10 protein-coding genes and 1 rRNA gene are annotated in these 14,083 nt (G+C 40.9%); 9 read left to right on the forward strand and 2 right to left on the reverse strand.

Annotated features, from left to right (window positions below):
- From atpC to ENH88_RS10515, 4 genes are all read left to right on the forward strand, one after another.
- The coding region (gene atpC, locus ENH88_RS10500) for an ATP synthase F1 subunit epsilon (protein WP_304182199.1) at window positions 1–299 on the forward strand (299 nt) is incomplete at its 5' end.
- A 271-nt stretch (window positions 300–570) separates the two neighbouring features.
- Window positions 571–1,929: a bifunctional UDP-N-acetylglucosamine diphosphorylase/glucosamine-1-phosphate N-acetyltransferase GlmU gene (gene glmU, locus ENH88_RS10505; protein ID WP_304182200.1), complete on the forward strand. Its 1,359-nt coding sequence runs from the start codon at window positions 571–573 to the stop codon at window positions 1,927–1,929.
- Window positions 1,930–2,130: 201 nt separating this feature from the next.
- Window positions 2,131–2,958, forward strand: a complete 828-nt coding sequence (locus ENH88_RS10510) for a hypothetical protein (protein ID WP_304182201.1) — start codon at window positions 2,131–2,133, stop codon at window positions 2,956–2,958.
- The gene (locus ENH88_RS10515; RefSeq protein WP_304182202.1) at window positions 2,958–3,551 is read left to right on the forward strand and encodes a DUF1240 domain-containing protein; all 594 of its coding nucleotides are present in this window, start codon (window positions 2,958–2,960) and stop codon (window positions 3,549–3,551) included. Before ENH88_RS10510 ends, ENH88_RS10515 begins: the two co-directional genes overlap by 1 nt.
- A gap of 78 nt (window positions 3,552–3,629) precedes the next feature.
- On the opposite strand, the gene ENH88_RS10520 is transcribed toward ENH88_RS10515, so the two are convergent.
- Together ENH88_RS10520 and ENH88_RS10525 are read right to left on the reverse strand one after the other, a co-directional pair.
- A complete protein-coding gene (locus tag ENH88_RS10520; RefSeq protein ID WP_304182203.1) occupies window positions 3,630–4,373 on the reverse strand; it encodes a siderophore ferric iron reductase in 744 nt (247 codons plus the stop codon).
- A 15-nt stretch (window positions 4,374–4,388) separates the two neighbouring features.
- Complete coding sequence (locus ENH88_RS10525; RefSeq protein ID WP_414704833.1) at window positions 4,389–6,476, reverse strand: TonB-dependent siderophore receptor; 2,088 nt, start codon at window positions 6,474–6,476, stop codon at window positions 4,389–4,391.
- Window positions 6,477–6,604: 128 nt separating this feature from the next.
- Here ENH88_RS10525 and ENH88_RS10530 point away from each other — a divergent pair, with 128 nt between their 5' ends.
- From ENH88_RS10530 to ENH88_RS10550, 5 genes are all read left to right on the forward strand, one after another.
- The gene (locus tag ENH88_RS10530; protein WP_304182205.1) at window positions 6,605–8,191 is read left to right on the forward strand and encodes a pyridoxal phosphate-dependent decarboxylase family protein; all 1,587 of its coding nucleotides are present in this window, start codon (window positions 6,605–6,607) and stop codon (window positions 8,189–8,191) included.
- Window positions 8,184–9,500: a lysine N(6)-hydroxylase/L-ornithine N(5)-oxygenase family protein gene (locus tag ENH88_RS10535; RefSeq protein ID WP_304182206.1), complete on the forward strand. Its 1,317-nt coding sequence runs from the start codon at window positions 8,184–8,186 to the stop codon at window positions 9,498–9,500. Before ENH88_RS10530 ends, ENH88_RS10535 begins: the two co-directional genes overlap by 8 nt.
- Window positions 9,497–10,690: an MFS transporter gene (locus ENH88_RS10540; protein ID WP_304182207.1), complete on the forward strand. Its 1,194-nt coding sequence runs from the start codon at window positions 9,497–9,499 to the stop codon at window positions 10,688–10,690. Before ENH88_RS10535 ends, ENH88_RS10540 begins: the two co-directional genes overlap by 4 nt.
- A complete protein-coding gene (locus ENH88_RS10545; RefSeq protein WP_304182208.1) occupies window positions 10,690–13,095 on the forward strand; it encodes a GNAT family N-acetyltransferase in 2,406 nt (801 codons plus the stop codon). The genes ENH88_RS10540 and ENH88_RS10545 overlap by 1 nt, the downstream gene beginning before the upstream one ends.
- Window positions 13,096–13,669: 574 nt before the next feature.
- Window positions 13,670–14,083: ribosomal RNA gene (locus ENH88_RS10550) — 16S ribosomal RNA — on the forward strand; the annotation flags it as partial.

Genomic DNA, 14,083 nt, shown 5'->3' on the forward strand with positions numbered 1-14,083 from the left:
CACTACTAACTGCCCTTAAACCTGGTATGGTACGTTTAGTTAAGCAATTTGGTGAAGAAGAATTCATCTATATTGCTGGCGGTACACTAGAAGTTCAACCGAACATAGTGACCGTACTTGCTGATACAGCAGTTCGTGGTGAAGACCTAGACGAACAAGCTGCAGAGCAGGCTAAACGTGACGCTGAAGCCCAAATGGCTAAAGGCGGTTCTGCTGAGTTTGATTATAATCAAGCCGCAGTGCAACTTGCAGAAGCAATTGCACAACTGCGCGTTATTCAGCAATTACGTAAAAAGTAAGCCTATCTGGTTTTTAAAAAGCCCACTTTATGTGGGCTTTTTTGTGGCTGAGTATAAATAAAACATACATATAACTTTGTTGTACTTATATCCTTCATCGATCCCCGCTACAATATGAGGTAAATAAAGCAAGTTGTGATTTCAGCTTAGATTCAGTGGCTACTGTTAGATTGCCATTGTGTAGGTGCACATGATGTGACTTACGTAATCTTGTTGAATTTACACGCGCTTACTCATTTCAATAAAACAAAGAAAGAAGGATATTGTTTTAATGTCTCTGACTACAGTCATTCTTGCTGCGGGTAAAGGTACTCGTATGCGTTCAGCTCTACCTAAGGTATTGCATAAAGTTGCCGGTAAACCTATGGTGCAACACGTTATCGATAACGCCAAAGCACTCGGTGCTACATCGACTAACTTAGTTTATGGTCATGGCGGCGAATTATTACAACAACAACTTGCTGATAATAACGTGAACTGGGTGCTTCAAGCTGAGCAACTAGGCACCGGCCATGCAGTGGCACAAGCTAATCCACATATCAATGATGAAGATACGGTATTGGTTTTATACGGTGACGTACCACTGACTAAACAATCAACACTTGAGCGTTTATTAGCAGTGACACCTAAAAATGGCTTAGCCGTGCTTACTGTTAATTTAGCAAACCCAAATGGTTACGGCCGTATGTTACGTGTTGATGGCAAGCTGGTCGGTATTGTTGAGCAAAAAGATGCCAGCGCAGAGCAGTTACTTATTAACGAAGTAAATACAGGCATCATGGCGGTGAACGGCAAACTATTAAAAAGCTGGTTAGGTAACTTATCTAACGAAAACTCGCAAGGCGAGTATTACTTAACTGATATTGTTGCTATGGCGCACAGTGAAGGCGTAGAAATTAGCTCAGCACAGCCAGATCACCCAATGGAAGTTGAAGGTGCGAATAACCGCGTACAACTTGCCGCTCTTGAGCGTGCTTATCAAGCATGGCAAGCAGAACAGTTAATGCTTAATGGTGCAACGCTTGCCGACCCTGCCCGCATTGATGTTCGTGGTGACGTTAAAACAGGTGAAGATGTGCTAATCGATATCAACGTTATTTTTGAAGGTAAAGTTACTCTCGGTAATAACGTTGAAATTGGCCCTAACTGCGTACTTAAAAATTGTACTATTGGCGATAACGTGATTATTAAAGCCAATACCTTAATTGAGGATGCTAGCGTAGCCGACAAATGTACTTTGGGTCCTTATGCTCGCTTGCGCCCAGGTGCGATTATGGAAGAAGACTCGCATATTGGTAACTTTGTTGAGATGAAAAAAACCCGACTAGGTAAAGGCTCAAAAGCAAACCACCTTTCTTACTTAGGCGATGCGGAAATTGGTGAAAAAGTGAATATTGGCGCCGGTACAATTACCTGTAACTACGATGGCGTGAATAAGTCTAAAACCATCATTGGTGATAATGCGTTTATTGGCTCTAACTCATCACTGGTTGCCCCTGTTAATATCGGCGCAACAGCCACCATAGGTGCAGGCTCAGTGATCACTAGTACCGTAGAAGATGAACAGCTAGCAATCGCGCGTTCAAAGCAGCGCAATTTAACCGGTTGGAAACGCCCAGTTAAAAAGTAAGCCTAAGTACCTAAAAGCGAGTTTTATTAGCTCGCTTTTATTGCCATAATTTTTAAAGCCGCTAGAATGACTAATTAATGGATTAACAATAGACAATAAGGATTTACTATGTCTGCTCATGCTCGTCGTGCAATTGCACAAAAACAACGCCAACACTAAATAAAAACGCTTCTTGCCGGTAACAACCATACTCTATTACTAATGAATTCAGCAGAGTTTGTTGATTACATTATTTCTGTAAAGATGAAACAAGGTAAATCTCGTTCTGAAGCGGTTGAATGGATCGATGGTATATTAGCGCAACATAATTCAATATCGAGTAAATGGGAACGAATTAAAGATCCTTTAAAAACTGGCGCAGGTCTTTACCCTTTATTTGATGATATGAAGTCATTAGCCATTATAGCTGCTGCAATGCAGCGCCAAGGTAATGTTTTCGGTAAGTTTAAAATAAAAATTTATAATGGCTCACCCGCGATCATAATAGATTCTTACCCTGGAATACGCGCTCACCTTACAGGTACCCGTTATTTGGCGAGTAACCCTAAGCTGTTCACTATAGGAGTGGGTAAGCTCGAAGCAGCCAAAGCGATGAAAACCGGCTTCGTTATTAGTTTAATTATTTCAGTGACATTTCATGCAATCGACCAGGTTTTAAATGATCAAAAAACATGGCATGACTTAGTTGCTGGTATTGCTGTAGATATTGCAGTAGTTGGAGCTGCTATTGGAATTAGTTCAGGAGTAATAGCATTGGGAGGTTCATTGATTGCTGGATCTGCAATAGCTCCGTTGATAATTATTGTTGCTGTTGGTTTCCTATTTGCGTGGGTTTTTCGTGATACGACTGTTTATGTTGATTACTTAGCTCAACATTTACGTATTTGTGAAGAAAATATTCAAGCAGGTAAGGTTAGAATTAGAAATCAAATACAAAAATTAGAGAAAGACTATAAAGATAGTCCAGTCGATTTTATAAAGGGACTTTTTGGTGTGCCAACTTTAAACTTTAATAAGACTTATAACTAATGAAGCTTTTAGAGTGGAAGCCTTTGGAACTCAATTTCAAAGAGGCACGAAGAAAGGAGATACTTTCTAAGATATGTCTGTTTTTTTTGATTTTAGGGGGAATCTATCTAGTAACAGTTACATTTTACTCTGAGTTTCGGTTACTTTTTTTAGATGATGACAGTACCTCTTTTTTTCTTAAAGAGAGCAGTGGAAGAATATTGCTGGCTTCTTTCCTTCCTTTCTGGTTTTATTTTCTGATCGCGACATTTCAATTTTTACTTAATTTTAGTTTTAAATTGTCCATGAAGTTGACCATGAAAAGCGGAATTTTAAGTTGTTTATTTATGGCTCTTGGAGTTATTCCTTTTAATTATTTTGTAGAATCAACATTAGAAGATAAAGGTTATGTTTTTTGTAATTGGTATACAGCTCCTTCAGTGATTGCCCCCGATGTTTGGTTAAAAAATGATGAGTTATGCTTACAAGATGGTTCTGTAATCATTAGTGATATCTATGATTGGTTTGAAATGCATAATGAAAAAGGCATTGAGCCAACGCTTAACACACTAAAAGTTTTTATACAAAAAACCAGAGCAGAACAAAGTCGTTAATATTTAATCAAGCTTAATATCATTGAGCAAACTCAAATGATTAGAAAAGCGAGTTTATACTCGCTTTTTGCTTTTTATTTAACTGCAGCATGCTGTAATTAACTCCTGTTGCATACGCTGAACTTTTATTTGCTGAGGTTGCTTTGGGCAGTTAGCGCACTTTGCAACATCACCTATTTGATAGTGCAAACAGCATGTTTTTCGCGTTAATGCTAATGAGTCTGAGCAAGCTGTAAGCATAATAAACTCCCCCGCCTCCGAGATATCGAGAGCATGCAACCAGTGCGCTGCCATTAATTGAATATTAAACTGCGGCTTTCGTTTTGCATGAAGAAGTAATATTGCTAATAGCGTGTCAGCTAATAAGGACATCGCCAAACGCTCATTAAGCCGTGCAACGAGGTTTAAATCTGTCAGTAACTTAACAACATAGCTTTTTAAGTGGGCAGCCATATTTGTTATTGCCTGTTGCTGGCTGTGATGGTGCTGCGCTTTTATAGTGGGTAGTTGCAGCCCTGCGATAACGCCTTGTTGGTAGTGTTGTTGCATAGGCTGTAAAGAAAAACTCATAGTGAGTTCATGCACGCTTATGACTGCTAAATAGAGCGGTTGCCAATACAGCATACCCCAACTTTTTATTGCCCAATAGCTACGTCCAGCTTCGGGGTATTGCTGCTGCCAATACTGGTGTAACCTTGCAACCAGCAATGAACTCGATTGTATATCGAGCCAATCTGTTGCTTGTTCTGGTACTTTTAAAGCACTGTGGTAGCCCTTAGCAAGCTTTAACAGCTTACTAAGGGCGAGTTGTTCACCGTTCATAACGAGTTTAAATACTTAAAATGAGGCATTTAAACTAAGCTCAACACTGCGCTCAGCGCCCATCCAACAGCCATTTATATCAAAACAAGCACCCACATAACGTTTGTCTGTTAAGTTACTCACGGCTAAACCGATTTTATAGCTGTCGTTAAAGCGATAGCTAGCAGCAGCATCAAACAAGGTATAACCCGGTACTGTGTCGGAATTTAATGCATCTAACTGACTTTCACCGACATAACGTACACCACCGTTAAATTCTAGCGCGTCGCTAAAGAAGTAATTTAACCACATTGAGGCTTGTTGCTCTGCTACCCAAATCGGTGTTTTACCTTCCAATGCGGGGTTTTGTGGGTTATCTGTTACCTCAACATCCATATCAGTCAGATTTACAGTAACATCGAGAGTATCAGTGAGTTGCTGATAAACACTGACTTCAACCCCTTTTGAACGAACTTCGCCATTTTGGGTGTACTTCATAAAGTCAGGGGTATTTACCACTACATCTTGTTTGCGCAAATCAAAAAAGGCCGCGGTTACTTTAGTGGTTGCATCATTGTTGTGATATTTCACTCCGGCTTCAATTTGCTCCGCGGTCGTTGGTTTGAACGCTTGGCCGGTTAAGGTATCGACCCCAGAAGTCGGCTCGAATGACTCAGAGTAACTCGCGTAAGGGGCGATGTTGTTGTCAAAGGTATAGATTGCCGCCATACGGAAAGTGGTATCGCTTTGATCTATCTCTTGATTGCTGGTGGCGCCACTTATTAAAGTGTCAGTTAAGCTATAGTAATTATCATGGCGCAGCCCAGCGATGACAGTAAGCGCATCGATTTTTATTTCATCTTGCAAATAAAAACCGCGTTGTGATTGCTCTAAACGACTAAATTGACGATAAGTATCTAAAGCCGCGGTGGTATCGTCATTAAACTGAGTGTGATCAGGGTTTGATAAATCAAGTGTTGGCGTATTTGCGCCAAAAGTATCGGCATAATCAAATGTTGAATCAAGGGTTTGGTATTCAAAACCAAATAATAGCTGGTGCTTCGTATTCGCTAAACCAAATTGCACAGCGAGTTGGTTATCAACTACAAAGCCTTCAGCGTCCTCAATGGTTTTATACGCAGTACGCGTTAATATTTTATCTGCGTCCGCTAAACCGAAGTCATAACTATTTTGCTGCGTGGCATCGGCATTGGTATAGCGAAAGTTTTGTAAAAACGACATTGCATCTGAAAATTCATGATTTAATTTATACCCGATCATAGTGACTTCTCGGGCAAACTCGGCCCAGTTTTTATCACCTGCATACGCATCAGCGGATAATTTACCGTAACTGGCTTCGTAAAGCGTGCCTTTTGCTGGTAAGGGGGTTGATGGCACCATTTTAGGATCGTCTTGATAATATAAATTAAGATTTAAGCTAGTTTGTTCACTGATCTCAAAGGTTACTGAGGGCGCAATGGTGAGCCGTTCTTCTTCAGTGGTTTGCTGTTGGCCATCACGGCTACGGGCAAGGGCTATAAAGCGATAATTAACGCCGTCGGTGATAGCGCCTGTGCTATCTACAGCCAGCTCCGCCAAACTATTAGTACCAATACGTGCTCTAAAGTTATGCTCGGAAATGGCTTGTGGCGTTTTAGCTGTTTGGTTAACCATGCCACCAGGAGGTGCAGAACCATATAAAACCGATGCTGGACCTTTTAAAATTTCGACACTTTGTGTGGCAAATGCATCTACTTGTGGAGCTAAGTTATAAACCAGATTGTATTGCAGTGGTAAACCATCGTAAAAATTACGGTAACTTTCAAAGCCACGAATTGTATATTGGTCAAAAATGGTCACTGTAGCGCGGTTTTCCGGCGTGATCCCTGATACATAGCGCAGTGCTTCATTCACTGTATCTACTTGGCGTAATTCTAGTAATTTACTGTCGTACACTTCAAAGCTCATCGGCGATGCAATCGGTGTTAAGCTCGATTTAGTACCTGTAGAACGGTAGCTTTTGCCGTACACGGCGATACTTTCTATGTCATCGTCTATCGCTACTTCTGCAGCCACGCCATAGTTGCTGATCACGCATAACGAAATGGCTGATAGCCCAAACATTGATTTTTTTAACACAATCACTCCTTAATTTTTACGGAATTTAAACATTGACTCTCGAATAGAAACGCGATTAGTATACATTCTCATTTAGATTTATCAATTGTTTTCAACTAAAGGTGATCGTGCTCATGGTTCAGTTAAATGTGTTGCTCGCAGATGCACAGCAACAAGCTTCTAATCACGAAGCTAACTCAATGCTTAATTCAATGTTTAATAAAGAAAATCTAGATAAGTTTAAAATAGGTGTTGATCAAGTCGTACAATTATTGGCGCAAACTCTCGATGTACAACAAAAGCCATTTAGCGGGATTTTCCCACACGAATTGGCCAAACAATTTGCTGATATTGATCTAAACCAGCCCTTATTTGATATACAAGAAGCGCTTACAGAGGTGACTCAGCTGTACCTCAAGGATGCTGTTTATTTCAATAATCCTCGTTACCTCGCACATTTAAATTGTCCTATTGTTTATCAAAGTATTCTTGCTGAACTAATGGCTACAGCGATAAATACAGCTGTAGAGACCTGGGATCAAAGTGGTGGCGCGACCTTTATCGAGCAAAGCATAGTCGATTGGACTTTATCAAAACTGGCCCTTGGTAAGCAGGCTGATGGCGTATTTACCAGTGGTGGTACGCAATCTAACTTAATGGCAATGTTGTTAGCACGTGATTTTCAGTGTCAGCAGCACACCGGTCATATAAATAAACAGCAAGGGCTACCACAGGACTTTAAGCGGTTAAAAATTTTTACCTCGCAGGTGAGTCATTTTAGCATTCAAAAAGCCGCCGCTATTTTAGGGCTTGGCTACGATAGTGTGGTAAGCGTTCCCTGTGATGAATACTTTAGAATGGATGTTAACGCGTTAAATCAGGCCATTGAGCAATGTCAGCAACAAGGCGATATTGTTATGACCATAGTTGCAACCGCGGGCACAACAGATTTTGGCAGTATTGACCCATTAGCCCAAATAGCCGCTATAGCTAAACAAAGCGGCGCTTGGTTTCATGTTGATGCGGCCTATGGCGGTGGTTTATTAATAACGCCCAATAACAAGCATAAGTTAGCGGGAATTGCATGTGCGGATTCGGTGACGATTGATTACCATAAATCATTTTTTCAACCGGTTAGTTGCAGTGCTTTTTTTGTTAAAGATAAACAGCACTTGTCGGTTGTCACTTATCATGCTGAATATTTAAACCCACTGAGTCAGCAGCAAGCAGGCACGCCAGATCTATGTAATAAGAGCATTCAAACCACACGACGTTTTGATGCGCTAAAGTTATGGTTTTCATTGCGTACTGTGGGGGCAAAAAACCTCGGCTTAGCATTTGAGCAAGTGATGCATTTAGCTCGACAAGCCTATCTATTATTAGCCTCTGAAGCGCATATTGAAATTATTCATCAGCCGCAGTTAAGTACCTTGGTATTTCGTTTTATTGGTGATGGCAGCACCTGCAACCAAGATTTAGACGAGCTTAATAAATTCATTCGTAAGCAGTTATCCCGTCAAGGCGATGCCTTAATTGCGGCAACTAAGGTCGCAGATAAGCAGTATTTAAAGTTCACCTTACTAAACTGTGCAACCACGATTAGTGATATCCAACAAGTTGTTAGGCTTATAAAACAATACGGGTATCAATATTTAGCGAGTGATTTAGCCAATCAACAAACGCCTTTAAATACCCCAGTAAAGGAAGTTAGCTATGGATAAGCCTATTTATGATGTGATTGGTATTGGCTTAGGGCCATTTAATTTAAGTCTTGCGTGTTTAACGGCACCGCTTGAAGGGGTCAGCAGTCTGTTCTTAGATAAAAATGCAGAATTTAATTGGCACCCAGGCATGATGCTCCCTGAGGTCAGTTTGCAAACGCCGTTTATGTCTGATTTGGTAACGCTTGCCGATCCAACCAGTCCTTATAGTTTTTTAAACTATATAAAACAGCAAGGTCGCTTGTATTCTTTTTATATTAGGGAAAACTTTTTCTTACTGCGCCAAGAATATAATCAGTATTGCCAATGGGCAACTCAGCAGTTGCCTAATCTACGTTTTAATTCAGAGGTGCAGCATGTTGAGTACAGCCAAGATAGTGATATCTATATAGTACAAACATGCGATCAAGTTTATTTGGCCAAACACTTAGTGTTAGGCACTGGCCCAGTACCACGTCACCCGCAGTGCGCGCAGCAGTTTATACAGCAAGAGGGGGTTATTCATTCCAGTCATTACCTTGCTAATAAAAGCCAATTACAGCAACAACAATCGATTAGCATTATTGGTAGCGGGCAAAGTGCCGCTGAAATTTTTTATGATTTGTTGCAAGATATTGATCAACATAATTATCAGCTTAATTGGCTTACTCGCTCCTCGCGATTTTACCCACTTGAATACACTAAGCTAACGCTAGAAATGACCTCGCCAGAGTATGTCGATTATTTTTATCAATTACCCGAGCAAAAACGCCAGCAGTTAAATCGTCGCCAGCATAATCTTTACAAGGGGATTAATAGCGAGCTGATCAACAATATTTTTGATTTACTGTATAGCAAACGGCTGACGGCTAAATTGCCTGTTAGCTTGCACACAAATTCTGCGCTTATCGATATGACGTACCATAACCATGGAGGTGGTTATAAGTTGAATTTAGAGCAAACAGAGCAACAGCAACTTTATTCAATAAATACGCAAAGTATTATTTTTGCCACAGGTTATCAGCCTTACCAGCCAAGCTTTTTAGCTGGGATTAGCCATTGTATTGATAGTGATGATGCGGGGCTGTACCAAGTTGGCCGTAATTACTCTATAGATAAACAGCATCAACGTATCTTTGTACAAAACGCAGAACAACATACCCATGGTTTTGTCACACCCGATTTAGGTATGGCATGCTACCGAAACTCTTGCATTATTCGTGCGATCACCGGACATGAACATTACCCAATCGAGCGCAAAATCGCTTTTCAGGAATTTGCTGCCCCCAATTCTGAGTTTTGCGATGAAGTAGAGCAGTTTCGCGCATGAGTAAGCAATTTAAAGTCTTGTTGATTGCGATAACGGTATTTGCAGTGATCAGTGACTCAATGCTGTTACCGTTTTATCCTACTTTCTTTAGTGCGGTATTTAATATAAGCGACCCTGCCTATGTGGGTACTTACCTTGCTGCTAGCTGTTTTGTAGTGATGGTGTGCTTTCCTATTTGGGCTTGCATTAGCAAATATATGCATGTGTTACCGCTGTTGGTATACAGTCAAATCGCAGCGGGTATATTCAGCTTAAGTAGTTTTTTTGCAAACGACTTAAGCTGGTTTTGGTTTACCTCAATGGCAATGTTTGCTTTTAAAGCCAGTTACTTATTGGTTTATCCATATTTAATGAGCTTAGAAGCGAAAGCGAATCACGTTACCACGATTGCAACGCTCAGTGTGGTGGTGCACTTTGGCGCTATATTAGGCGCTGTTGCTGGTGGTGTGGTGTTATCAGCATTGCCAGCTAAAGCGGCATTTTTAATTATGGCGCTGAGTGATTTTACTCAGGTCTTAGTGTGCGCTTACCTGATAAAGTTAGCACCGAGTAAACAACAGTCTGAGCCAGTAGTTGCATCGGCTAGGTTAGCAACTCGTTGGCCTATTTATCAGCTTGGCATTGTTATGCTGTGTTTTTACTTCAGTGCTTTTTTGATCAGACCATTTTTTGCTGCGTATTGGCAAAGTATGAGCGACAACGCAAATATCGTTCTCGCTAGTATGGTGTTTTCTATCCCTGCCTTTATGGCACTGTTTGCACTTTGCTTTGATCAGTGGCGACAGAGAAAAAATACCAAACCCATCAACTTACTAATTGTCTTTGTATTGATCATCACCGGCGTTGCATTACAAGCAAGTCCTGCCTATTTGGTAGTGATAGCTGGGCGCTGTCTGTTCGGTTTGTCACTATTTATTATTATTGTGCGTCTTGACCTGCTGCTTTACCAAGTGAGTACCCCAGACAAATATGCCCAAGATTTTAGCAAAGTCAGCTTTTGTCAAAGTTTAGGTGTGCTGTTAGCGTCCTATGGTGCGGGCCTGTTGGTGAGAGATTATGGCTTAGTGATGCCATTTTGGGTTGCCGCTGCTGGGCTTACTCTATCTGCGTTGTGCTTATGGTTGCTTAGTAAGCAAACTAAACGGCATGTCTATTCAGCCTATCAAGGCGCAACTTCGAGGGCTCAGTAATGCCTAATACACCCCCCGTTTTTTGTCAGCAATTTACTGATATTGCCATGCTTAGCTTAAGGCCATTAAACCTAGCGCAAGACTTAGCATTGCTCCACCAATGGGTTACTCAGCCTCATGCCCAGTTTTGGGGTATGCAAGGTTTCTCGCTTAAGCAGTTACAGCAAGAATATCAAAGCTTGTTAGCGCGCAGCGATATTTATATCGGCTACGCAAACAATACCGCGTGTTTTTTAGTTGAGCTATATGAGCCTCAATTAGATGAAATAGGTAATCATTACCCCGTTAAAAGGGGCGATATTGGCATGCATATTCTCATTGCCCAAAGCAATAACAAGGTACATGGCTTTACCTGGTCGGTGTTTCAATTGGTGATGAATTTCATTTTTGCTAATGACAAAAATCAGCGCGTTATTGTTGAACCCGATATTCGCAATAACAAAATCCACTCTTTAAATACTAAAGCCGGCTTTCGTTATCAATCAGCGGTTAGGTTAACCCATAAAACCGCTCATCTCGCATTTTGTACTCGTGATGACTTTTATCACGCATTAAATAAGGATAATACTACTATGAAGCACATTCCCTTGAGCCCAGAGCAAGCCGTTAGTCATTTAACCCCAGAGCTATGGCGACATGTAAATAGGTTACACGTTCGCAAAGCCTTAAGTGAGTTTGCTCATGAGCGGCTGATAAAACCGCAACTGACCAATGAAGATGCAGATTGGCAATATTTTGAGCTAAGTACAGATAAAGAAACTATTGTTTATCGCTTTAAAGCCAAGCTGGGTAGTTTGAATCATTGGCATATAGCCGCAGACTCAATTGAAAAGCAAATCGATAATCAAGTAGCCGAGCTTGATTCAATCGCCTTTATCTGTGAGTTACAACATAGTTTAGGTATTAGCCAAGCTATGCTACCTACCTATCTGGAAGAAATCGCCAGTACCTTATATGGCAGCGCCTATAAGCATCAGCTGCCAGCGTTAACTGCAGAGCAACTCACCACCGCTGATTTTCAACAAGTAGAGAGTGCGATGACGGAAGGCCATCCTTGTTTTATCGCAAACAATGGTCGGATCGGTTTTGATAGCAATGATTATCGCCAATATGCACCTGAGACTGGCGCGCACTTACAGTTAGTTTGGCTCGCTGCACATAAAGATCGAATCGTATTTTCGACCACCGATGATTTAGATTATCAAACACTCATAACGCAAGAGCTCTCAACGCACACCATAGAGTCATTTAAACAAAAGCTATTAGAGCGCGGAGTAAATAGTGATGATTACTTCTTTTTCCCCGTTCACCCTTGGCAGTGGTTTAATAAGCTTGCGTCATTATTCTCTAACGATATTGCTGATCAGCATTTGCTTTGCTTGGGATACAGTGAAGATGAATATCAGCCGCAACAGTCTATTCGTACTTTCTTTAATAAAACACACCCACATAAACGTTATGTTAAGACTGCACTGTCAATTTTAAATATGGGATTCATGCGTGGTTTATCTCCTTATTATATGAGTGCAACTCCGGCTATTAATGATTGGGTGGCGCAGGTTGTATCACAGGATCCATATTTAGCAGACTCAGGATTTACGATATTGCGTGAGGTTGCTGCTATTGGTTATTATAATCACGCCTTAGAGGCCGCAACCGATCAATACAGTCCATATCGAAAAATGCTCTCTGCACTGTGGCGTGAAAGTCCAATGCCAAGCATAAAGAGCAAGCAACGTTTAATGACCATGGCGTCACTGCTGCATATCGATAATCAAGGGCAGCCACTATTACCTACTTTAATTAAATCAGCACAGATCGATACTCATACCTGGATTACTAAATATTTAAAAGCATACTTAGATCCACTGCTTCATTGTTTTTACTCCCATGACTTAGTGTTTATGCCCCATGGCGAAAACTTGATTCTATTGTTAGAAGACAATATTCCAGTCAAAGCAATCATGAAAGATATCGCCGAAGAGATCGCTATTCTAAATAAAGATTTAGTACTGGCGGATAATATTCAACGCTTAACTGTGGATGTACCTGATGAATTAAAAGTGCTGTCAATCTTTACCGATGTGTTCGATTGTTTCTTCAGGTTCGTGGCCGATATCCTTGATCAGCAAAACGACTATTCAGAACTAGACTTTTGGCAACAAGTTGCAGAGTGTGTAATTAGCTATCAACAATCACACCCAGAACTAAAAGATAAGTTTATTAAGTACGACCTATTTAGTGCTGATTTTACCTTGTCGTGTTTAAACCGATTACAGTTAAGTAATAATCAGCAAATGATAGATTTGGCTGATCCGGCAAAAAATCTAAAATTTGAAGGAAAACTAATCAATCCGATAGCCGTATTTAATCCCGTTAAAAAAGACAACAGTGTGACTGTTTAATTATTACGGTTTAGCTATGAGATGGATCTGGTCTGTATGCGCAGCTTGGTTGTTCTCATAGCTGAAAATTTAAGCGAAAATAGTACTGTATGACCTTGTTTGTATGCCTTTTGAGCAAATGTTCAATTAATTTAATAAAACTGAAATAAAGCGTTGACGGCCTCAAGAATATCCCTATAATGCGCATCCACTGACCCAGCAGGCAGCAATGAAAAGCGCTGAACAAACGGTAAGTAAGTCGAGTAAAACTTAAATTTAAAAACCTTTAAAATTAAGTGTTGACAAAAAAATAGGAAAGCGTAATATGCGCAGCCCTAGCGAGATAAAGTTTAACTTTAACCGCAACGTTCTTTAACAATATAAAGCAATCATCTGTGTGGGCACTCGTACAGATTGAGTTCTAACAGTCGAACTACTTAGGTAGTAAGACAAAAAATTTAGAGTCTCAATTGAAGCTGAGTGACCAACAGAAGTAACTTATTTATAAGTTGTTTCGGCACAGTCAATTCAATATCGAAAGATATTAAATAAATTCAGAATTCATTGAGCATGTCCTTTGGACAGAAAAAACTTTTAATTGAAGAGTTTGATCATGGCTCAGATTGAACGCTGGCGGCAGGCCTAACACATGCAAGTCGAGCGGTAACAGAGAGGTGCTTGCACCTTTGCTGACGAGCGGCGGACGGGTGAGTAATGCTTGGGAATATGCCTTTTGGTGGGGGACAACAGTTGGAAACGACTGCTAATACCGCATGATGTCTACGGACCAAAGTGGGGGACCTTCGGGCCTCACGCCAAGAGATTAGCCCAAGTGGGATTAGCTAGTTGGTAAGGTAATGGCTTACCAAGGCGACGATCCCTAGCTGGTTTGAGAGGATGATCAGCCACACTGGGACTGAGACACGGCCCAGACTCCTACGGGAGGCAGCAGTGGGGAATATTGCACAATGGGCGCAAGCCTGATGCAGCCATGCCGCGTGTGTGAAGA

It is taken from the genome of Pseudoalteromonas prydzensis (assembly GCF_011050055.1).
Classification (GTDB): Bacteria; Pseudomonadota; Gammaproteobacteria; order Enterobacterales; family Alteromonadaceae; genus Pseudoalteromonas; species Pseudoalteromonas prydzensis_A.

Excerpts from the sequence above, each read along its gene's own strand:
- glmU (WP_304182200.1), top strand. The coding sequence starts at position 571 with ATGTCTCTGACTACAGTCATTCTTGCTGCGGGTAAAGGTACTCGTATG.
- ENH88_RS10510 (WP_304182201.1), top strand. The coding sequence starts at position 2,131 with ATGAATTCAGCAGAGTTTGTTGATTACATTATTTCTGTAAAGATGAAA.
- ENH88_RS10515 (WP_304182202.1), top strand. The coding sequence starts at position 2,958 with ATGAAGCTTTTAGAGTGGAAGCCTTTGGAACTCAATTTCAAAGAGGCA.
- ENH88_RS10520 (WP_304182203.1), bottom strand. The coding sequence starts at position 4,373 with ATGAACGGTGAACAACTCGCCCTTAGTAAGCTGTTAAAGCTTGCTAAG.
- ENH88_RS10525 (WP_414704833.1), bottom strand. The coding sequence starts at position 6,476 with ATGTTTGGGCTATCAGCCATTTCGTTATGCGTGATCAGCAACTATGGC.
- ENH88_RS10530 (WP_304182205.1), top strand. The coding sequence starts at position 6,605 with ATGGTTCAGTTAAATGTGTTGCTCGCAGATGCACAGCAACAAGCTTCT.
- ENH88_RS10535 (WP_304182206.1), top strand. The coding sequence starts at position 8,184 with ATGGATAAGCCTATTTATGATGTGATTGGTATTGGCTTAGGGCCATTT.
- ENH88_RS10540 (WP_304182207.1), top strand. The coding sequence starts at position 9,497 with ATGAGTAAGCAATTTAAAGTCTTGTTGATTGCGATAACGGTATTTGCA.
- ENH88_RS10545 (WP_304182208.1), top strand. The coding sequence starts at position 10,690 with ATGCCTAATACACCCCCCGTTTTTTGTCAGCAATTTACTGATATTGCC.